At 70.6% G+C, this 19,171-nt stretch carries 17 protein-coding genes; all 17 read right to left on the reverse strand.

Going from position 1 to position 19,171, the window contains the following annotated elements:
* Positions 1 to 58: 58 nt before the first annotated feature.
* The 17 genes from ACFO6V_RS15460 to ACFO6V_RS15540 all read right to left on the reverse strand — a co-directional run bounded on the left by ACFO6V_RS15460 (position 59) and on the right by ACFO6V_RS15540 (position 18,659).
* Positions 59 to 988 (reverse strand): RluA family pseudouridine synthase, encoded by a 930-nt coding sequence (locus ACFO6V_RS15460; protein ID WP_377136714.1) that lies wholly within the window; start codon positions 986 to 988, stop codon positions 59 to 61.
* Positions 988 to 1,611, reverse strand: coding sequence for a signal peptidase II (locus ACFO6V_RS15465; RefSeq protein ID WP_377136716.1), 624 nt, complete (start codon positions 1,609 to 1,611; stop codon positions 988 to 990). Before ACFO6V_RS15465 ends, ACFO6V_RS15460 begins: the two co-directional genes overlap by 1 nt.
* Positions 1,612 to 1,849: 238 nt before the next feature.
* Complete coding sequence (locus tag ACFO6V_RS15470; protein ID WP_377136717.1) at positions 1,850 to 2,374, reverse strand: hypothetical protein; 525 nt, start codon at positions 2,372 to 2,374, stop codon at positions 1,850 to 1,852.
* Between the two features lie 295 nt (positions 2,375 to 2,669).
* Positions 2,670 to 3,137: a TraR/DksA family transcriptional regulator gene (locus tag ACFO6V_RS15475; RefSeq protein WP_357501582.1), complete on the reverse strand. Its 468-nt coding sequence runs from the start codon at positions 3,135 to 3,137 to the stop codon at positions 2,670 to 2,672.
* A gap of 181 nt (positions 3,138 to 3,318) precedes the next feature.
* Positions 3,319 to 3,963, reverse strand: coding sequence for a DivIVA domain-containing protein (locus ACFO6V_RS15480; RefSeq protein WP_357446262.1), 645 nt, complete (start codon positions 3,961 to 3,963; stop codon positions 3,319 to 3,321).
* 253 nt (positions 3,964 to 4,216) lie between these two features.
* A complete protein-coding gene (locus tag ACFO6V_RS15485) occupies positions 4,217 to 4,513 on the reverse strand; it encodes a YggT family protein (protein ID WP_377136720.1) in 297 nt (98 codons plus the stop codon).
* Between the two features lie 143 nt (positions 4,514 to 4,656).
* Positions 4,657 to 5,127 carry a cell division protein SepF gene (locus ACFO6V_RS15490; RefSeq protein WP_357446256.1) on the reverse strand — a complete coding sequence of 157 codons (471 nt, stop codon included), beginning with the start codon at positions 5,125 to 5,127 and terminating at the stop codon, positions 4,657 to 4,659.
* 266 nt (positions 5,128 to 5,393) lie between these two features.
* Entirely contained in the window at positions 5,394 to 6,185 is a 792-nt protein-coding gene (gene pgeF / locus ACFO6V_RS15495; RefSeq protein ID WP_377136722.1) for a peptidoglycan editing factor PgeF, read from the reverse strand.
* 37 nt (positions 6,186 to 6,222) lie between these two features.
* Positions 6,223 to 7,569, reverse strand: coding sequence for a cell division protein FtsZ (gene ftsZ, locus ACFO6V_RS15500; protein ID WP_377136723.1), 1,347 nt, complete (start codon positions 7,567 to 7,569; stop codon positions 6,223 to 6,225).
* 315 nt (positions 7,570 to 7,884) lie between these two features.
* Complete coding sequence (locus tag ACFO6V_RS15505; RefSeq protein WP_377136725.1) at positions 7,885 to 8,628, reverse strand: cell division protein FtsQ/DivIB; 744 nt, start codon at positions 8,626 to 8,628, stop codon at positions 7,885 to 7,887.
* A gap of 317 nt (positions 8,629 to 8,945) precedes the next feature.
* Complete coding sequence (gene murC / locus ACFO6V_RS15510; protein ID WP_377136727.1) at positions 8,946 to 10,451, reverse strand: UDP-N-acetylmuramate--L-alanine ligase; 1,506 nt, start codon at positions 10,449 to 10,451, stop codon at positions 8,946 to 8,948.
* Entirely contained in the window at positions 10,448 to 11,611 is a 1,164-nt protein-coding gene (gene murG, locus ACFO6V_RS15515) for an undecaprenyldiphospho-muramoylpentapeptide beta-N-acetylglucosaminyltransferase (protein ID WP_377136729.1), read from the reverse strand. The genes murC and murG overlap by 4 nt, the downstream gene beginning before the upstream one ends.
* Before the next feature lie 115 nt (positions 11,612 to 11,726).
* Positions 11,727 to 12,959, reverse strand: a complete 1,233-nt coding sequence (gene ftsW / locus ACFO6V_RS15520; protein ID WP_377136730.1) for a putative lipid II flippase FtsW — start codon at positions 12,957 to 12,959, stop codon at positions 11,727 to 11,729.
* A gap of 15 nt (positions 12,960 to 12,974) precedes the next feature.
* Positions 12,975 to 14,450 (reverse strand): UDP-N-acetylmuramoyl-L-alanine--D-glutamate ligase, encoded by a 1,476-nt coding sequence (gene murD, locus ACFO6V_RS15525; RefSeq protein ID WP_377136732.1) that lies wholly within the window; start codon positions 14,448 to 14,450, stop codon positions 12,975 to 12,977.
* Positions 14,447 to 15,529: a phospho-N-acetylmuramoyl-pentapeptide-transferase gene (gene mraY / locus ACFO6V_RS15530; RefSeq protein WP_377136733.1), complete on the reverse strand. Its 1,083-nt coding sequence runs from the start codon at positions 15,527 to 15,529 to the stop codon at positions 14,447 to 14,449. The genes murD and mraY overlap by 4 nt, the downstream gene beginning before the upstream one ends.
* Positions 15,526 to 16,986, reverse strand: a complete 1,461-nt coding sequence (locus ACFO6V_RS15535) for a UDP-N-acetylmuramoyl-tripeptide--D-alanyl-D-alanine ligase (RefSeq protein WP_377136734.1) — start codon at positions 16,984 to 16,986, stop codon at positions 15,526 to 15,528. The genes mraY and ACFO6V_RS15535 overlap by 4 nt, the downstream gene beginning before the upstream one ends.
* A gap of 74 nt (positions 16,987 to 17,060) precedes the next feature.
* Positions 17,061 to 18,659 carry a UDP-N-acetylmuramoyl-L-alanyl-D-glutamate--2,6-diaminopimelate ligase gene (locus tag ACFO6V_RS15540; RefSeq protein ID WP_377136735.1) on the reverse strand — a complete coding sequence of 533 codons (1,599 nt, stop codon included), beginning with the start codon at positions 18,657 to 18,659 and terminating at the stop codon, positions 17,061 to 17,063.
* Positions 18,660 to 19,171: the final 512 nt, after the last annotated feature.

The following is a 19,171-nucleotide window of genomic DNA, read 5'->3' on the forward strand; positions in this document are numbered from 1 at the left end:
CAGAGTTTAGGCACGAGACACTGACACTCCCGAGTCAAACGCCGAGCGGAACCTCACATCACTTGTACGCGCCCCGCACGACCTCGAGCGCGGCCTCCAGGTCGGCCGGGTACTGCGACTCCACCTCGACCCGGCGACCCGTCGTCGGGTGCTCGAAGCCCAGCCGGTGGGCGTGCAGCCACTGCCGCTTCAGCCCCACCTTGGCGGCCAGGACGGGGTCCGCGCCGTAGGTCAGATCGCCGACGAGCGGGTGGCGCAGCGCGGCGAGGTGCACGCGGATCTGGTGGGTGCGCCCGGTCTCCAGGTGCACCTCCAGCAACGAGGCCGACGACAGCATCTCGAGCGTCTCGTAGTGCGTCACCGACGGCTTGCCGTCCGCCGTGACCGCGAACTTCCAGTCCGAGCTCGGGTGCCGGCCGATCGGCGCGTCCACGGTGCCCGACGTGGGGTCCGGATGGCCCTGCGCGAGCGCGTGGTAGATCTTGTCGACGGTGCGCTCCTTGAAGGCGCGCTTGAGGCCCGTGTAGGCGAGCTCCGACTTCGCGACGACCATCAGGCCCGACGTGCCGACGTCGAGCCGGTGCACGATGCCCTGCCGCTCCGCCGCACCCGACGTGGAGACGCGATAGCCCGCCGCGACGAGCGCTCCCACCACGGTGGGCCCGGTCCAGCCCGGCGAGGGATGCGCCGCCACACCGACCGGCTTGTCGATCACCACCAGGTCGTCGTCGTCGTACACGATGCCCATGCCGGGCACGGGCTCCGCGACCACCTCGACGGCGGGACGCTCCTCCGGCATGTCGACCTCGAGCCAGCCGCCGGGCACCACCCGGTCCGACTTGCGCACCTGGCGCCCGTCGAGGCGCACGGCGCCCGCCTCGGCGAGCTCCGCCGCACGGGTCCGTGAGAAGCCGAGCATGCGCGCCAGGGCGGCGTCCACGCGGTCGCCCGCCAGCCCGTCGGGCACGGGCAGCGTACGCAGCGCCATCAGGCGGGGTCGTTCTGGTCGTCCGGCCGGTCCGCGGACCGTTCGGCGGGCTGCGCGTCGTCCGTGTGCCGCTTGCCGTCCAGGCCGATGCCCCGCAGCGACAGCAGCGCGATCAGCACGGCCGCGGACACGACCGCGATATCGGCGACGTTGCCGACGAAGAAGCCCGCGTAGTCGATGAAGTCGACCACGTGGCCGCGCGCGAACCCGGGCTCGCGCACGAGGCGGTCCACCAGGTTGCCGACGGCGCCGCCGAGCAGCAGGCCGAGCGCCACCGCCCAGCCACGCGAGCCGAGCCGTCCGATCGCACGGATGATGAAGACCACCACCACCGTCACGACGATGGTCAGGAGCCAGGTCATGCCCGAGGCGATCGACAGCGCGGCACCGGGGTTGTAGATCAGCCGGATGCCGAGCAGGTCACCCACTATCGGGATGGTCGGCGCGTTCACGTCCAGCGCGGACTCGGCCCACCACTTGGTGAGCTGGTCGGCGGCCAGGACGAAGGCCGCGAGGACTCCGGTCCAGACAACCAGCACACGGCTGCCGGACGACGGGGGCGTGGCTGCTGCGGGATCCGTCTCGCCGCCGGCCACGGCGGAAGGTTCAGCGGGAGTAGACATCAGGCAAATTCTCCCATGCCACGGGCGGTACCCGTGCCCGCCCGCGCGGAGGCGGGACGAAGGGTGTCGTGCTGCTGTGCCACGGCCGCCCCTCGGCACTCAACAATTGATTCCTGATCAAAAGGCGGCACTCCCCGGCAAAGCAGCGAGGCCCTTTCCCGAAAATCCGGGAAAGGGCCTCGCCTGGTGCAGCACTACCGTCGCGTCACCGCACGACAGCAGTCAATTGACGCGAGCGTCAGTTGCAGGCCGCGTACTTCGTGAAGTTACCCGTGTTGAACAGGTTCAGCGGGCCGTCCCAGTGCCACGGAGCAACGCACACGTTGTTCGCGATGTTGACCGAACCGTCGCCACCGAGCTCGTAGTCGCCGTCGTTGCAGGCCTTGTACTCGGTCACGTTGGCGGTGCTGCCCACGTTGCCCGGACCCTCCCAGTACCAGGGAGCGACACACACGTTGTTCAGCGCGTTGAAGCTGCCGTCGCTCTCCTCGTAGGAGACGACGTCACCGGCGGTGGCGACCTCCTCGGGGACCATCGCACCGTCGACGCCCGTGGGCAGCTCGGAGGTGCCGTAGCCCTCGAGCGCGTCGAACGCACCGTCAGAGGTGACGACACCCAGCGGGTCCGTGGTGCCGAGCAGCTCAGCCGCGGCGGCCGCGTCCGTTGCACTGCCGGCGGCGGGCGCGCTGATCAGCTCGGGCGTGTCGCCCATGACCATGGCGCTCGCACCCGAAGCAGCGGCGACGACCAGACCGGCCGACATGACAACGGCTGCCCCTGCACGGCAGGTTGCACGGAATCCTCGGATCATTGTGTTTTCCCCCTCGAATAGCTCAGACGAATAAGCGATGAACCACACACGTGTGATTCATCTCGACGAGCATCCGATGAGTAATTCACCCTGTCAATTCGAACGTGACGGGGCACACAGGGAATAAACAAGACATTCCCGGACCGAACCCCGCGGCATTCCGCCAGGAATACCCGTAACCCAGACATCACAATCTTGATATCGGATATTCGAGGCGGCCGGCCGCGGGGCGTCGCTGCCCCGCCGGTCAGGCTCCGCGACGCTCTTCGCGCGCCTTGGCCTCTACCGACAGCGTGGCCCTGGGGAACGCCTGGAGCCGCGCCTTGCCGATCGGCAGGTTGGTGAGCTCGCACGTGGCGTACGTGCCCTTGCGGATGCGGTCCAGCGCGTGGTTCGTCTGGTCCAGCAGGTCACGCATGTTGTTGACGAGCGTGAGCTCCTGTTCGCGTTCGAGCGCGCTCGAGCCGTAGTCGGCCTGGTCATCGCCCGCCCCGTCGCCCGAGTTCCGCAGGAGGTCCGACAGCTCGCGGTCGGCGGACTCCAGCTCGCGTTCGAGCCGTTCCTTGTCCTCGACGAGCAGCGCGGCCAGCTCCTCGGCCTCACGTACGGTCCAGGGTTCTTCGCCTTCGCGGACGGGGAACTTCTTCACGTCGCGCGTAAGGTTCGGGAACTCTTGCTTGATCGCGGCTCGCGTCGCGGTCGAGATCTTGGTCATGGGTTCCCCTTCACGGTCGCCCCCGGTGGTCAAGTCAACGAAGCGTAAGCACAAGCGGCCGGACGCACAACGGGGCACGCCGATGTGGCGTGCCCCAATCATGAGTGCGTCTGGCGTGTCGCGCGCGGCGGCCGGGCGTGAGGTGGGGACGCCCGGCCGTCGTGCTCGACAGATACTGCGGTCAGATGCCCTGAGCCATCTCTGCCGGACGGCCGGACTGCTGGTTGTTGCGCGGCGGCAGGGCCGAGCCACGTGCGTCGAGATCGCCGAGCAGGTTCTGCAGGAAGCTCTTCAGACGGGTGCGGTAGTCGCGCTCGAAGAGACGCAGCTCGTCGATCTTGCGCTCCAGCAGCGAACGCTCCTGCTCGAGCTGGGACAGCGTGCGGTGCGAGGTCTCCTCGGCGTCGCGCACGATACGCGCGCCCTCGGTCTTGGCCTCGGTGATGAGCCGGTCGCCCTCCTCCTGGCCTGAGCGCACGTAGTCGTCGTGCAGCTTCTGGGCCAGCTGGAGCATCCCGGTCGCCGACTCCGGCTCCGGGCCGTTGCCCTTGGGGCCGCCCGCGGGGCCGGTCGGCATGACCGGAGCCGCGACCGGCGCGGCCTGCGCACGGGCGGAACCGGCGGCCTCGTTGCGCGAGAGCTCGGCGATACGTCGCTCCGCGGCGGCGACCTTCTGCCGGAGGCCCTCGTTCTCTTCCTGGACGTTGGTCAGGGTCCGCACGACCTCGTCAAGGAAGTCGTCGACCTCCTCGACGTCGTAGCCCTCGCGGAACTTCGTCGCGGAGAACTTCTTGTTGAGGATGTCCTCTGCAGTAAGCAGTGCCATCGTGTCACCTCGAAAGTTAGAACGTAGGAACGCAGAACTCGGACGTCGGCGCTGCCCAGCCGCGCGCCCTCCGCCGAAGCCCACGGTAGCGGACGAGATGGGCGTGGGACACCGGGAGCACCGCCGGGCACGATTTCCTCACAGAGTGTGCCGTGTCACCCCAGGCCATATCCATGCTCTGGTCAATGTTTCCGGGGCTTCGGCGCAACAGCCTCAATCGGACTCTCCACGAACCGGCACAGATTCGACACCTTCACGTGCTGGCCGCGAGGAACCCGACCAGGCCCTGGAGCAGCGAGACGCCGAAGAACAGGACGATGAAGGCGAGGTCCAGCTGGACCTGGCCCAGCCGCAGCGGCGGGATCAGGCGACGCAGGAACCTCAGCGGAGGGTCGGTGACCGTGTAGATCGCTTCCGCGATCACGAGCAGCACGCCACGCGGTCGCCAGTCCCGGGCAAAGAACTGCACCCAGTCGAAGACCAGCCGTCCGATGAGGAACAGGAGGAACAGCCACAGAACGAAGCCGATGAATTGCCAGATCAGATTCACAAGGCACAACCTAACCTGTCTGAACTGGGAAGCACATGAGAGCAAGGCCCGACACTCAGGCCGCCGAGAGACATGTGAGGGGCGGCCGCCGTAGCGACCGCCCCTCATACATCGTCCAGCTGGATCGTCCGGCCCTGTCAGGCTCAGCTCTGGTTGTAGAAGCCGCCGCGCCCGTTCGGCTTCTCGGGCGGAGCCTGCTCCTCGGCTGCGATCTCCACGTGCTCGGGCGAGAGCAGGAAGACCTTGTTGGTCACCCGTTCGATCGAGCCGTGCAGACCGAAGATCAGGCCGGCGGAGAAGTCGACCAGGCGCTTGGCGTCGGCGTCGTCCATGTCGGAGAGATTCATGATGACGGGGGTACCGGCGCGGAAGGCCTCGCCGATGTTCCGTGCGTCGTTGTACGACCGGGGGTGCACGGTCGTGATCCGGCGTAGGTCCGAGGAGGACAGGGCCTCACGCGGCACACCATCGCGGTGCAGCGGCGTGACCTGCGCGTGCCGGTGGTCCTCCACGTTTTCCTCCAGGCCCTCGTCGTAGTCGTCGAGGTACTCCTGCTCGCCCTGATCGTCGGCGAGGCCCAGATACAGCATGGTCTTGCGAAGCGCTCCGGCCATCGCTCATTCTCCGTTCGTCGCCTGCTGTGCGTCCTTCTGTCTCGGTGTCCAGCGGGCCCGCAAGCAGGTCCGACCTTGACCCCTGGCCGAGGTCGCCTTGACAAAAGTAGCCCGGCGCAATCCGACCCGGAAGTGCGACACGCCGTGCCACGAACAACTTTGCCAAAGTTGTTCAGCGAATGCTCGCTAAAAACGACATCCGTGTGATTTCGCAGGTCAGAGCGTTGCTGTCGGCGTGTCGCGGAAGGACGATCCGGGCGCTGGCGTCAAATGAGCGCGATGATCCCGGCTTGCCTGCCCGTTGTGGTACCGGCCCCGCTGGCCCGGCGGTGGGAGAACAGCTCCGGATCCTCCAACGTGCAACGATGCACCCGGCTCGCCGCGACACCACGCGCGGCCAGCTGCGCCAGCACCCCGGCCGGCAGGTCAAGCCCGGGTGTGTCGTCCCTTGTCGTCGCGTAGGCCTCGGGTACCACGCCGGCCACCTCGTCCCGCATGGCGGCGGGCACCTCGTAGCACCGCCCGCACACCGCGGGGCCGACGACGGCGCGCACGCGCGCGGGGTCCGCACCGCGGGCGACCAGCGCGTCCAGAACCCTGTGCACCACACCGGCGAGCACACCCTTGCGTCCCGCGTGCGCCACCCCGACCACGCGCGCCTCCGGATCGGCGAGCAGCACCGGTACGCAGTCGGCGACCAGGACGCCGAGGCCCAGCCCATGCTCCGCGGTGACCAGCGCGTCGCCCTCCCCCGCCGACGCCGGCGGACGGCTGGCGGCCCACGCGGCGCGGTCGCCCGGGCCGAGCTCCAGCACCTCGTCGCCGTGCACCTGCGTGGCGAAGGCCACCGGCGCGCCGAGCCGTTCGGCGACCAGGGAACGGTTGACCGCCACCCTGGCCGCGTCGTCGGACACGTTGAGGCCCAGGTTCAGGCCGCCGCCGTCCGACGTGCTCCAGGGGGCCGGCGAGACGCCGCCCGCACCGGTGGTGAAAAAGGCGTGCACCCCGTCGCCAAGATCGACGGGGTGCACGCCTGAAAGTGTCCGGCTGTCGCTCACGGGTGCGAGAGTACCCGGCGGACGGCTCCGGTCCGGATCACTTCAGGAAGTCGGGGACATCCAGGTCTTCCGAGATACGGCGCGGGTTCTCGTCGTACAGCGGCGGCACCTCCACGCGCTCGCCCTGCTCGCGCGAGACCTCCTGCCGGTTGAACGAGCCGTGCACCACGACGGCGGGCTCGTCGAGCGTGCGCGGCACGTCGTCCGAACCCTCGTCGTCGATGATGCGGGGCAGCGTGGACACCGGCGAGGGCTGGTGCACCGGCGGGACCGACGGCGGCATACCGTTGCCGTGGTGGTGCTCCGGTGCGCGGCGCGCCGCGTCGGACACGTCGGGCAGCGGCACCGGGGCGGTCGCGGGGCTCCGCGTCGCCGCGGGGGTCGCGACGGCACCGGCCACCTGGCCGAGCGCACGGTTGTCCTTGCGCTCCTTGGGCAGGCCGCCGTCGAAGCCGGCCGCGATGACGGTGACGCGCACCTCGTCGCCCAGGGCGTCGTCGATGACCGTACCGAAGATGATGTTCGCCTCGGGGTGCGCTGCCTCCTGCACCAGGCGCGCGGCCTCGTGCACCTCGAAGAGGCCGAGGTCACTGCCACCCTGGATCGACAGCAGCACACCGTGCGCGCCGTCGATCGAGGCCTCGAGGAGCGGCGACGAGATCGCCAGCTCCGCGGCCTGGACCGCACGGTCCTCGCCGCGGGCCGAGCCGATGCCCATGAGCGCGGAGCCCGCACCCTGCATCACCGACTTCACGTCCGCGAAGTCGAGGTTGATCAGGCCGGGCGTCGTGATGAGGTCGGTGATGCCCTGCACACCGGAGTGCAGCACCTGGTCGGCCGAGTGGAACGCCGCGATGGCCGAGACGTTCCGGTCCGACATCGACAGGAGCCGGTCGTTCGGGATCACGATCAGCGTGTCGACCTCGTCGCGGAGGTTCTCGATACCGCTGTCGGCCTGCACCGCACGGCGCCGGCCCTCGAACGTGAACGGCCGGGTGACTACCCCTACCGTCAGCGCGCCGAGCGAGCGCGCGATGCGTGCGACGACGGGCGCGCCGCCCGTGCCGGTGCCGCCGCCCTCGCCCGCCGTCACGAAGACCATGTCGGCGCCGCGCAGGACGTCCTCGATCTCCTCCGCGTGGTCCTCCGCCGCCTTCTTGCCGACCTCGGGGTCCGCGCCGGCGCCGAGGCCGCGCGTGAGCTCCCGTCCGACATCGAGCTTGACGTCGGCGTCCGACATCAGGAGTGCTTGTGCGTCTGTGTTGATCGCGATGAACTCGACGCCCTTGAGGCCGACCTCGATCATGCGGTTGACGGCGTTCACACCACCGCCGCCGATACCGACCACCTTGATTACTGCCAGGTAGTTCTGCGGAGTTGCCACGTCGTCTGCCTTTCGATCGGGTCCCGAGTCCCGACTCTCATCCCAGAACCCTCAGGTTGAGGTAGAGGGTTAGAGTTATGTCAGGTTGCTGCTGAGTTCGACGGTAGGTGCGTCGTCGAGGTGTGTCGAAGACATCGTTGCGCGTGTCGCGCACCGATGCACGCGAGAAATCACACGGATGTCATTTTGGGTCGCGACCAGCCTGACCTGCGACGTCGGACGCCCGATCTGCGGTGTTCCGCTCCTGACCTGCGACGTCACAAGCCCGACCTCGGCGTCATTCGCCCCACCGAGGGCGAAACCGGCAGGTGCCGGTCAGCGCGTGACCGGCAGGGCAGGCGACGAGACGTCGATGGTCGTGGCCGACGGCTCCGCGCGCAGCAGGGTCTGCGCCACCTTGATCTTGAGCTCGACCTGCGCCTCGCTCCCCCACCGGATCACGCGTCCGTCCGAGAGCGTGGTCCGCACGTCGTCCTGCGTCGCCGCACTGACCGTCTGGATGCCGCCCGCGAGCTTGCGCGGCAGAGCGCCCAGCACCTCGAGCGCCGCGTTCATGGCCCGCCGCCCGGCCTCGTCGTCGGTGAGCGAGACGACTATCGACGGCAGGTGGTCGGGAACGTCCTCCACCGTGCCGACCCGCACGCCCTCGGCGTCCATCAGCGCGTACACGTCACCCGACTGCGGGACGGCGGCCACCGGCTCGCGGGAGGTGAGCCGCACCGTCAGGCCGTCCGGCCACGCGCGCGTGATCGCCACGTTCTTTACGGCGTTCATCTCGAGGATCTCCTCGCGCAGACCCACCGTGTCGATGCGCGGCAGAGGCACGCCCGCCTCGTCGGTCACGGCCTCGCGCACCTGCTCGACGTCGACGGTGGTGCCCTGCCCGGACACGTGGACCTGCTCCGGGTCGAGCGCGAGCAGCGGCGAGAAGAACGTCACCCAGACAAGACCGGCGGTGACCGCCAGCGCCAGGGCGATCCAGCCGATCCGCCGCCACATGCGGTAGCGGGCCATCGCCGTGCGCTCCGCGAGCCGGTCGGCCAGCTGGTCGGAGACCACGTCGTCACGGATGCCCGCCGGCGTCGCGCGAGCCGTGCCGGGGCGGCTCGCCGGAAACCTCTCCGGCGCTGGGCCCCGCGGTACCAGCTGTTCGACCGGGCGCCGCTGGGCTTGTGCCTTCGCGTCGTCCTGCCGGCGGCCGGGCCCAGCCGGCGCAGCAGGCCGCTGAGCGGACTCCTGCGCCGGACCCGGACCACGGACGCCACGGGCGGTCGGACCCGTGGCCTCCTGGCCGTCGTGCTCCTGCTGTGCCGGACCCTCACCTGCGGGGCGCGGCCGTGCCGTGCCCGCGGCGCGAGGACGCGCGGGCGGTCGCATCAGTCCTCGCCCAGCCCCGTGGCCGAACCGGTCGCCACGCGGCCGTTCAGGCGCGCCAGGACAGCGGGCCCGAGCTGGGTCACGTCGCCGGCGCCGACCGTGAGCACCACGTCGCCCGGGCGTGCGAGGTCGGCGATCGCGTGCGCGGCGTCCAGCCGGTCCGGCACCGCGTAGACGGCACCGTGGTCGGCCATCAGGTCGACGATTGTGTTCGCGGTGATCGACGGGTCCGGCTCCTCGCGGGCCCCGTAGATGTCCGTGACCACTACCTCGTCGGCGGCGGACAGCTCCAGCGCGAACTTGTCGGCGAAGAACTTGGTGCGCGAGTAGAGGTGCGGCTGGAACAGGACCAGCACGCGGCCGCCGTCGGCGATCTCGCGCGCGGCCGTCAGGATGGCCCGGATCTCCGTGGGGTGGTGGGCGTAGTCGTCGATGACGCGGACGCCGTCGGCGGTGCCCTTCTCCTCGAAGCGCCGGCCCGTGCCGATGAACGCCTCGACGCCCGCGACCGCCTGCGCGGGCTCCACGCCCAGCTTCACCGCGGCGATCACAGCGGCGGTCGCGTTGAGCACGTTGTGCTTGCCAGGGACCGAGAGCCGCATCAGGATGCCCGGCACGTTGCCGGACACGCCGGCGCCGTCGGCCACCTGCTCGTTGGTGCCCAGGATGTCGCCGCGCAGCACCGCGGTGGTGCCCTCCGGCGTCGTCGAGATGTCCGTGACGCGCACGCGTGCCGTGTCGCTCGTGCCGTAGGTGATGACGTGGCCACCGGTCGCGCAGATGGTGGCGCCCACCGAGAGCGAGCCCTCGTCGTCGGCGCACGCGATGAGCCAGCCGTCGGAGACCAGACGGCGCGCGAACCGGATGAACGCACCGCTGAACGCCTCGGGGGTGCCGTAGTGGTCCAGGTGGTCCGCCTCGACGTTCGTCACCACCGCGATGGTCGGCGTGTAGTTCAGGAACGAGCCGTCCGACTCGTCGGCCTCGGCCACGAGCACGTCGGACGCACCGAGGTGACCGCCCGGCGTCGAGCCGCTGGCGGTGCGGACGGTGCTGCCGATCGCGTACGACGGGTCGAGACCCGCCTCGCGCAGGATCGTCGCGATCATCGCCGACGTCGTCGTCTTGCCGTGCGCGCCGGCGACGGCGACGCCGCGCCGGCCCTCCATCAGCGCGGCCAGCGCCTGCGAGCGGTGCAGCACGTTGAGGCGGCGGGCGCGGGCGGCGGCCAGCTCCGGGTTCTCCTCGTGCACGGCGCTCGAGATCACCACGGTGTCCACGCCCGTGAGGTGCGCCGGATCGTGCCCGACCCACACCTTGACGCCCTCGGCCCGCAGGGCCTCCAGCGTCTCCGAGTCGGCGGCGTCCGAGCCCTGTACGGGCACGCCGCGCCCGGCGAGCAGGCGCGCCACGACGGACATGCCCGCCCCGCCTATACCGATCATGTGGACGCGTCCGAGCTTCGCGACCTGATCCGTCATCTGATCCGTGACCGTGGTGCTCATGACCTGACCTCCGTGGTGTCGGTACCTGCTGACCGTACGGCTTGCTCGACGAGATCGACGACACGTGCGGCGCCGTCGGTGGTGCCGGCCGACCGAGCGGCCTTCGCCATGACACCGAGCCGCTCGCGGTCCGCGAGCAGCGGGGGAACGTTCGTGGACACCCACTCGGGTGTCAGGTCCGCGTCGTCCACCAGCAGGCCGCCGCCGGCCTCCACGAGCGGCGCGGCGTTCAGCCGCTGCTCGCCGTTGCCGATGGGTAGCGGGACGTAGACCGCGGGGATGCCGAGCGCGGCCTGCTCGCCCACCGAACCCGCACCGGAGCGGCAGACCACCAGGTCAGCCACCGCGTAGGCGAGCTCCATCTGCTCCAGGTACTCACGGACCTGGTAGCGACGCCGGTCGAGGTCGGGGACCGCCGCCAGCGTCTCGAGCACCTCGGGGCTCCTGCCCTTGCCGGTCAGGTGCAGCACCTGCGCGCCCGCGGCGAGGATCTGGGCGGCGACGCCGGAGACACCGCGGTTCAGGTTCACCGCGCCGAGGGAACCGCCGGTGACGACGAGGGTCGGCAGCGCCGGGTCGAGACCCAGCTCGGCGGCGGCACGGACCCGGACGCCCGCGGCGTCGGCCTCGCGCTCCTGCACGAGTGCCGCGATGGCCTGCCGCAGCGGCAGTCCCGTGAGGACACCGCCGCGCAGCGGCGTGCCGGCGAAGGTGAGCCCGACCCGGGACGCCCACCGGGCGCCCAGGCGGTTGGCCAGACCGGGGCGCATGTTCTGCTCGTGGATCACTATCGGGATGTCCTTGCGCCGGGCCGCGAGGTACGCAGGCGTCGCCACGTACCCGCCGAACCCGATGACGGCCTGCGCGTCGATCTCGTCGATCGCGTCCTCCGCCGACTTCACCGCGGCGGCCAGCCTGCCCGGCAGCCGCAGCAGATCCGGGCTGGGGCGCCGCGGCAGCGGCACGCGCGGGATCGGCCGCAGCTCGTAGCCGCGGGCCGGCACGAGCTCGGCCTCCAGACCGGTGGTGGTGCCGAGCGCGAGCACGCGCGCGCCTGGCTCCCTGCGCCGAACCTCGTCGGCCACCGCGAGCAGGGGGTTCACGTGTCCTGCGCTACCGCCACCGGCGAGCACCACCGACACAACTGCTGAGCTCATCATCACCTTCTCGTCGTCGCCCGGCCGAACGGCCCGGGCGGATCGGTGCGCGGCCGCCCCGCCGCGACAAGACCTGACGTGCTGGATCTCGTCACGGATGGAGCCACCGTGCACATTTCTACCGTCTACGAACCGCGCCGCCCAGCACAGCCAGTGACTTGCGCACGACGCTACCGCGTGCAGCCAGTGCCTTGGCAGCCCCTGGCTCGGTCCGGGCAAAAGAGATCACCATTCCGAGCGCCGCCATCGTCGTGATGAGCGCGGACCCACCCGCGGACACCAGCGGGAGCGGCACCCCGATCACCGGCAGGACGCCGATCACCACGCCGATGTTCACGAACGCCTGGCCCACGATCCAGCAGCCGACGGCGGCGGTGGTGACCTTGACGAACGGGTCGGCGTGCCGCCGGATCACCCGGCTCATCGCCAGCCCGAGGACCGCGAAGAGCGCGAGCACCAGGACCGTGCCGAACAGGCCGAGCTCCTCGCCGATGACGGCGAAGATGAAGTCGTTGTGCGCCTCGGGCAGGTAGTTCCACTTCTCGCGGCTCCCGCCCAGGCCCACGCCCCACAGCCCGCCGGTGCCCAGGCCGAACAGGCCGTGCAGCGACTGGTAGCAGTCGGAGGCCGCGTCGCACTCGGCGCCGTAGGTCGCGATGATGCGCTGGAGGCGGTCGCCGCCGTCCTGCTGCAGGATGAACACGTAGCCCACGACGAAGGCCGCGAGCACGCCGCCGAGCGTCATGAGGGACATGGGCACGCCGGACACGAAGAAGGCGCCGGCCACGAGGAGGCCCATCACGAGCGCCGTGCCGAGGTCTCCGCCCGCGAGGACCAGCCCAAGCACGAGCACGGCCCCGGGCGCTGCGGGCAGGATCGCGTGCGACCAGCTGCCCAGCAGGGCCTGCTTGCGACCGAGCACCGTGCCGAGCCAGATGGCGAGCGCGAGCTTGGCGAGCTCGGACGGCTGGAAACGCACCGGCCCGAACACCAGCCAGTTCTGCTGGCCGTTGGTGACCTCGCCCATGAAGATCACCGCGACGAGGAGCACGAGAGCGATCGCGAGACCGGGCAGCGCGAGCCGTTTGTACCAGCGGACCGGCAGGTGGGCCGCGATCAGCAGCACGGGCAGGCCCATCAGCGCGTACTGCGCCTGGACCAGGAACGCCGCGTACGGCGACTCGTCCGCGGCGATCGAGGTCACCGTCGAGCTGGACAGCACCATGATCAGGCCGATGACGGTCAGCAGCCCCGTCACGCCCACCAGGAGGTAGTAGCTGGAGACGTTGGAGTTCCACTGGCCCAGCCAGGAACGCGCGGGAGCGCCGCGGTTCGTACTCGTCGTGGCCATACCCGTCCCTCCGGCTCAGGCGCTGAGCTCACGCACCACGCGTGCGAACTCCTCGCCGCGCTGGGCGTACGAGGTGAACTGGTCCTGCGACGCACCGGCAGGGGCCAGCAGCACGGTGTCGCCCGGCTGGGCCAGGTCCCGCGCCGCGGCTACCGCCCGGTGCATCACGGACCCAGTGTCACCGGGATCGATCACCACTACCGGGATCTCCGGCGCGTGTCGGGCCAGCGTGTCGGCCAGCGGCCGAGGGTCCGCGCCGATGACCACTGCCGCCCGCATCCGGTCGGCGCGGGACGAGACGAGCTCGTCGAACGTGGCGCCCTTGGCCAGCCCGCCCGCTATCCACACGACGGTGCCGTGCGCGAAACCGGCCAGCGAGGCGGCCGCGGAGTGCGCGTTCGTGGCCTTCGAGTCGTTCACGTACGTGACGCCGTCCGCCTCGGCGACGCGCTGGATGCGGTGGTCGCTCGGCCCGAAGGACCGCAGTCCGTCGCGGACGGCGGACGCGGGCACGCCGTGCGCGCGGGCCAGGGCGGCGGCGGCCAGGGCGTCGGCCACGATGTGCGTGGGCACGACGCCGCCCAGGTCCCCCAGCTGCTTCAGGTCGGCGAGGGTGCCGAGCTCCGCGGCGCTCTTACGGCGGTCCGGGTCGTCGCCCGCGGCGTGGAAGGCCCGGTCCACGAGGACGTCGTCGACCAGGCCGAGGTCGCCCGGGCCCGGCATGCCGGCCACGAAGCCGACGGCGCGGGCGCCCTCGACGACGTCGGCCTCGCGCACCAGGTCCTCGGTCTTCTTGTCCGCGGCGTTGTAGACGCAGGCGACCTTCACGTTCTCGTAGACGCGGCCCTTGTCGCGTGCGTACGCGTCGAGGGAGCCGTGCCAGTCGAGGTGGTCCGCGGCGACGTTGAGGACCGCGCCGGCCTCCAGCGACATCGTGTGCGTGAAGTGGAGCTGGAAGCTCGACAGCTCCACCGCGAGGACGTCGAGGGTCGGGTCGAGCGCCGCCTCGACGAGGGACCTGCCCACGTTGCCGACGGCTGCGGTGCGCAGGCCGGCGGCCCGCAGGATCGTGGCCAGCATCTCGACGGTGGTGGTCTTGCCGTTCGAACCGGTGATGCCGAGCCACTCGGCGGGCTGGTCCGACCCCAGGCGGTCTACCCGCAGGCGCCACGCCAGCTCGGCCTCGCTCCACACGGGCACGCCCGCGGCCAGCGCGGCAGCCACGACGGGGTGGTGCGGCGCGAAGCCCGGCGAGGCGACCAGCAGGTCCGCCTCGGCCAGCACGGCCGCGGCACCGTCGGCGTCCAGTCCCCTGTGGTCGGCGTCGTCGGCCTTGTCGTCGACGGTGACCAGGGAGGCGACGCGCGGTGCCAGGACACGCTGCAGCGAGCGGCCGGTGACGCCGAGGCCGGCCAGAACCACGCGGGCCTCGTCGAGCGGGACGCGCGGCTCGACGGTCCCGTAGGTGTCGGGGCCGGGCGTGTCCGTCACGAAGCGACCCACTCGGCGTAGAAGATGCCCATGCCCAGGCCCGCGAGCAGGCCGGCGATCAGCCAGAACCGGATGACGATCGTGACCTCGCCCCACCCGGACAGCTCGAAGTGGTGCTGCAGCGGCGCCATCTTGAAGACCCGCTTGCCCGTCATCTTGAAGAATCCGACCTGGATCACCACCGAGGAGACGATGACCACGAACAGCCCACCGAGCATCACCGCGAGCAGCTCGGTCCGCGACAGGATCGACAGGCCCGCCAGCGCGCCGCCCAGGGCGAGCGAGCCGGTGTCGCCCATGAAGATCTTGGCGGGGTTGGCGTTCCACCACAGGAACCCGACGCACGCGCCCGTGACCGCCGCGGCGACGATGGCCAGGTCCTGCGGGTCGCGCACCTCGTAGCAGCGTGGTCCGGCTGTGGCGACGAGCTGGCACGACTGGTTGAGCTGCCAGATCCCGACCAGCACGTACGCACCGAAAGTGATGATCGAGACGCCGGTGGCCAGGCCGTCCAGGCCGTCGGTCACGTTCACCGCGTTGGACCACGCGGACACCAGCAGGTTGGCCCAGATCACGAAGAGGATGAGGCCGACGGTGGCGCCCGCGAACGCCAGGTCGATCTCGGTGTCGCGCAGGAACGAGATCTTGGTCGACGCCGGCGTGCGCGAGTTCTCGTTGGGGAACTGCAGCGCGAGCACGGCGAACGAGACGCCGACGACGCCCTGCCCGATCAGCTTGGCGCGCGGGGTGAGGCCGAGGGAGCGCTGCTTGCGGATCTTGGTGAAGTCGTCGAGGAACCCGATCAGACCGAGGCCCGCCATGAGGTAGAGCGCGAGCAGTGCCGACACGCTCGGGAGCCGCTGCGACACCACCATCGAGGCGGCGACGCCGAACACGGTCGCCGCGATGATGACGACGCCGCCCATCTGAGGTGTGCCGCGCTTGATGAAGTGCCCGGTGGGGCCGTCCTCGCGCACGAACTGGCCGTAGTTCTTGTGGATCAGGAACCGGATGAAGACCGGAGTGCCCAGCAGGGCGACGAGCAGCGCCACTGCGGCGCTGACCAGGATCGCGATCACTTGTGGTTGTCCTCTGTGGTCTTGGCACCCGACAGGTGGTCCCCGAGCGCGGTCAGCCCGGCGCCGAGGGAGGACTTCACGAGCACGACGTCGCCAGGCTCCAGCGACTCGTCCAGCAGCTCGCGGGCAGCGGCGATGTCGGGCACGAAGATCGACTCCGAACCCCAGGACCCCTCCTGCATGGCGCCCTCGTGGATGTGGTACGCGCCCTGGCCGATCACGACGAGCTGCTTGATGTTCAGCCGCACCACGAGGCGGCCGATCTCGTCGTGCGCCGCGCGGGCGCTGTCGCCGAGCTCGAGCATCTCGCCCAGCACCGCTACCGAGCGGCGGGTCCGGCCGGACACCACCGCGAGGGTGCGCAGCGCGGCCTTCATCGAGTCCGGGTTCGCGTTGTACGCGTCGTCGATCACCGTGACGCCGTCGGGCCGCTCGGTGACGGCCATCCGGTGGGGGCTCAGCGCGGTGGCCTCGGAGAGCCGCTTCGCGACGTCGGGCAGGGGCACGCCGAGGCGCAGCACCACCGTGGCGGCGGCGAGCGCGTTGCTCACGTGGTGCGCTCCGACGAGCTGCAGCGCGACGTCGGCGCGCTGCTCCTCGGCCTCGCCGCCGCGGGCTACGCGGAGCGTGAAGCTCGCCCGGCCCATGGGGTCGATGGTGATGTCCTCGGCGCGGACGTCGGCGGACGGGATGGTGCCGAAGGTCTGGACGATGGTGCCGGGGCCGGCCAGGCTCGCCATGGCCATGACGCGCTGGTCGTCGGCGTTTAGTACCACTGAACCGCCGTCGACGACGCCGGAGACCATCTCGGACTTGGTCTTCGCGATGATCTCGACGCTACCGAAGTGGCCGATGTGGGCGACACCCACCGCGAGCACGACGCCGATGTCGGGCGGCGCGATGCCCGTGAGGTAGGCGATGTTGCCGAGGCGGTCGGCGCCCATCTCGAGCACCAGGTAGCGCGTGGCGGCGGTGACCCGCAGGACCGTCAGCGGCAGGCCGATCTCGTTGTTGAACGAGCCCTTGGTGAAGATGATCGCCTGCTCGCCGCCTGCTTCGGGGGTGAGGAGCTGGCCGAGCAGGTCCTTGGTGGTCGTCTTGCCCACCGAGCCGGTCACGGCCACCACCTGGGGCACGACGCCGCCGTGGGCGCCGCTGCGCGCCCTCGCGAGGACGTAGCGGGCCAGCTCGCCGAGGGCCGCCTGGGGGTCGTCCACCACTACCGTCGGCAGGCCGTCCAGCTCGCGCGACGCCAGCACCAGCGCGGCACCAGCGGCCACCGCGGCGGGCGCGTAGTCGTGACCGTCCACCCGGTCGCCGGGGAGCGCCACGAAGAGCACACCGGGCGCGGCGTCGCGCGAGTCGATGATCACCGCCCCCGTGACCGTGACGTCCGGGTCGGCGTGCAGCCGCCCGCCGGTGGCTGCAGCGACCTGGGCCGCAGTCAGCTCGATCATGCCTGTGGTGTCCTCTCCTGCACGGGGTCCTGCTCTGGCTACGCGTACTGCTGGGCTTGCACGTACTGCTGGGGTTACACGTTCTGCTGAGGTTGCACGGCCCGGTCCGCCAGCGCGGCGCGTGCTTCGACGCGGTCGTCGAGCTGGTGGTCCACGCCGGCGATCTCCTGGACGGTCTCGTGCCCGCGGCCCGCGACCAGCACGGTGTCGTCCGGCCCGGCTGCGAGGATCGCGGCGCGGATGGCGTCCGCGCGCGGGGCGACCTCGTGGACCTCCACGGTACGCGAGCCGCTGCCGTCCGCCGCATCGACGGTGCGGCTCGGCGTGCCGTCGGTCCCGGTGCCCGCGAGCACCTCTGCCCGCACCTTCGCGGGGTCCTCGTCGTGGGGGTCGTCGTCGGTCACGTAGACGATGTCGGCGCCGCGGACGGCGGCGGCACCCATGAACGGCCGCTTGCCCGGGTCGCGGTCGCCCGTGGCGCCGAAGACCACGGCGAGCCTGCCGGACGTCGTCGGGCGCAGGGCGGCGAGGCTGAGCTCGAGCGCCTCGGTGTTGTGCGCGAAGTCGACGACCACGCGCGGGGCGGTGGCGAGCACCTCCATGCGGCCGGGCACGGTGGCGCTCAGGCCGTCGCCGGCCGCCAGCGCGTCGGTCACGTCGCGGATGTCCGAGCCACCCTCGAGCACCATCGTCACCGCGAGGGCCGCGTTGGCCACGTTGTAGCCGCCGGGCAGCGAGGTGGAGGTGCGCAGGGTGCGCCCGTCACGGTGGGTGAGGGTGAAGGCGGATCCGGTGCCCGACGGCGCGACGTCGGTCACGGTCCAGTCGGCGTCCTTCGCGCTGGTCGACAGCGTCGCGACGGGGATCTGCGCGGCCTCGGCCATGCGCTCACCCCAGGCGTCGTCGATGGTGACGACGCCGCGGCGGGCGCGGGCGGGCGTGAACAGGTCGGCCTTGGTGGCGAAGTACGACTCGAAGTCGCCGTGGAAGTCGAGGTGGTCCTGGGTCAGGTTGGTGAACCCGGCGACGCCGAACACGACGCCGTCGACCCGATGCTGCGCGAGCGCGTGGGAGGAGACCTCCATGGCGAGCGTGCGCACGTGGTCCTCACGCATGGCGGCGAGCAGGGCCTGCAGGTCCGCGGCCTCGGGCGTCGTCAGGATGCTCGGGATGACGCGGTCCCCTGAGCGGGTCTCGACGGTGCCGATCAGGCCGCCCTTCCAGCCGAGCGACCGCAGGAGGTGGTCGAGCTGGTAGGTCGTGGTGGTCTTGCCGTTGGTGCCCGTGACCCCGAAGGTCATCAGGTCCTCGGCGGGGTTGCCCAGCACCCAGGCGGCGACCTGGCCGAGGATGCCGCGGGGGTCCTCGGCCGCGACGAGCACCGGGACGGTGTTGTCGCTGTCGATCAGCTCGGCCCCGCGCGCGTCCGTGAGGATGGCGCTGGCCCCGCGCGCGACGGCGTCGGCGGCGAACTGCGCGCCGTGCGAGCGGGCGCCGGGGACGGCCACGAAGAGGTCTCCCGGCCTGGCGACCCGGTTGTCCGATGCCACGCAGGTGACCGCCGCATCAGCGGGATGACCTGGGGCGATGGTGAGGCCGAACGCGGCGGCGAGGTCGGAGACCTGGCGCGCGGTGGTGGCCGCCGGGCGGATCCGGTCGAACGGGGATGTCACGGGGTAGAACCTACCGCGTCCGGGGGTAGGGGCCTGTCCTGTCTGTGGGGCTTGGGTGGTGGTTGTGGGCTGGTCCCGACATGGGTGTGGAGCCCGGCGACAGTCGGTACCAGCAAGACCACGTGAGCCAAGCGTGTTGCTGCGAGTGGACAACGACTACTCGCAGCAACACCGCCTGGCGGCCTACTGAGAGGTTTTCTCGCCTCATTTCGTGATAGGTCGCTGAAGGTGAAGCAGGACGAGATGGGGCGAGAAAACCTCAGTCGTGCATCCAATCAGACGTCGGCAACGAACTCCACGAAGTGCTCTACTCTTGCGAGACACTTTCGACGTCGGAACTTCTTGCCGGTGACGACTTCCAGCCGAGACACAGAGGCATCCGATATCGGCCATACGCCAGAACGAATATCTTCGGATACCCCTATGCTATCTGCGATCATTTGATCAGAAACCCAATTCGGAAGAACTACCCACTCAACCACTGTCTGCCGACCAAATTTCCGGTATCCCTG

It is taken from the genome of Promicromonospora alba (assembly GCF_042654905.1).
GTDB classification, from domain to species: Bacteria; Actinomycetota; Actinomycetes; order Actinomycetales; family Cellulomonadaceae; genus Promicromonospora; species Promicromonospora alba.

What these genes read in the sequence shown, in the direction of transcription:
- murG (WP_377136729.1), bottom strand. Translation starts at nt 11,611, where the DNA reads ATGATGAGCTCAGCAGTTGTGTCGGTGGTGCTCGCCGGTGGCGGTAGC.
- ftsW (WP_377136730.1), bottom strand. Translation starts at nt 12,959, where the DNA reads ATGGCCACGACGAGTACGAACCGCGGCGCTCCCGCGCGTTCCTGGCTG.
- ACFO6V_RS15465 (WP_377136716.1), bottom strand. Translation starts at nt 1,611, where the DNA reads ATGTCTACTCCCGCTGAACCTTCCGCCGTGGCCGGCGGCGAGACGGAT.
- murC (WP_377136727.1), bottom strand. Translation starts at nt 10,451, where the DNA reads ATGAGCACCACGGTCACGGATCAGATGACGGATCAGGTCGCGAAGCTC.
- ACFO6V_RS15490 (WP_357446256.1), bottom strand. Translation starts at nt 5,127, where the DNA reads ATGGCCGGAGCGCTTCGCAAGACCATGCTGTATCTGGGCCTCGCCGAC.
- ACFO6V_RS15535 (WP_377136734.1), bottom strand. Translation starts at nt 16,986, where the DNA reads ATGATCGAGCTGACTGCGGCCCAGGTCGCTGCAGCCACCGGCGGGCGG.
- ACFO6V_RS15475 (WP_357501582.1), bottom strand. Translation starts at nt 3,137, where the DNA reads ATGACCAAGATCTCGACCGCGACGCGAGCCGCGATCAAGCAAGAGTTC.
- ACFO6V_RS15460 (WP_377136714.1), bottom strand. Translation starts at nt 988, where the DNA reads ATGGCGCTGCGTACGCTGCCCGTGCCCGACGGGCTGGCGGGCGACCGC.
- ACFO6V_RS15480 (WP_357446262.1), bottom strand. Translation starts at nt 3,963, where the DNA reads ATGGCACTGCTTACTGCAGAGGACATCCTCAACAAGAAGTTCTCCGCG.
- ACFO6V_RS15470 (WP_377136717.1), bottom strand. Translation starts at nt 2,374, where the DNA reads ATGTCGGCCGGTCTGGTCGTCGCCGCTGCTTCGGGTGCGAGCGCCATG.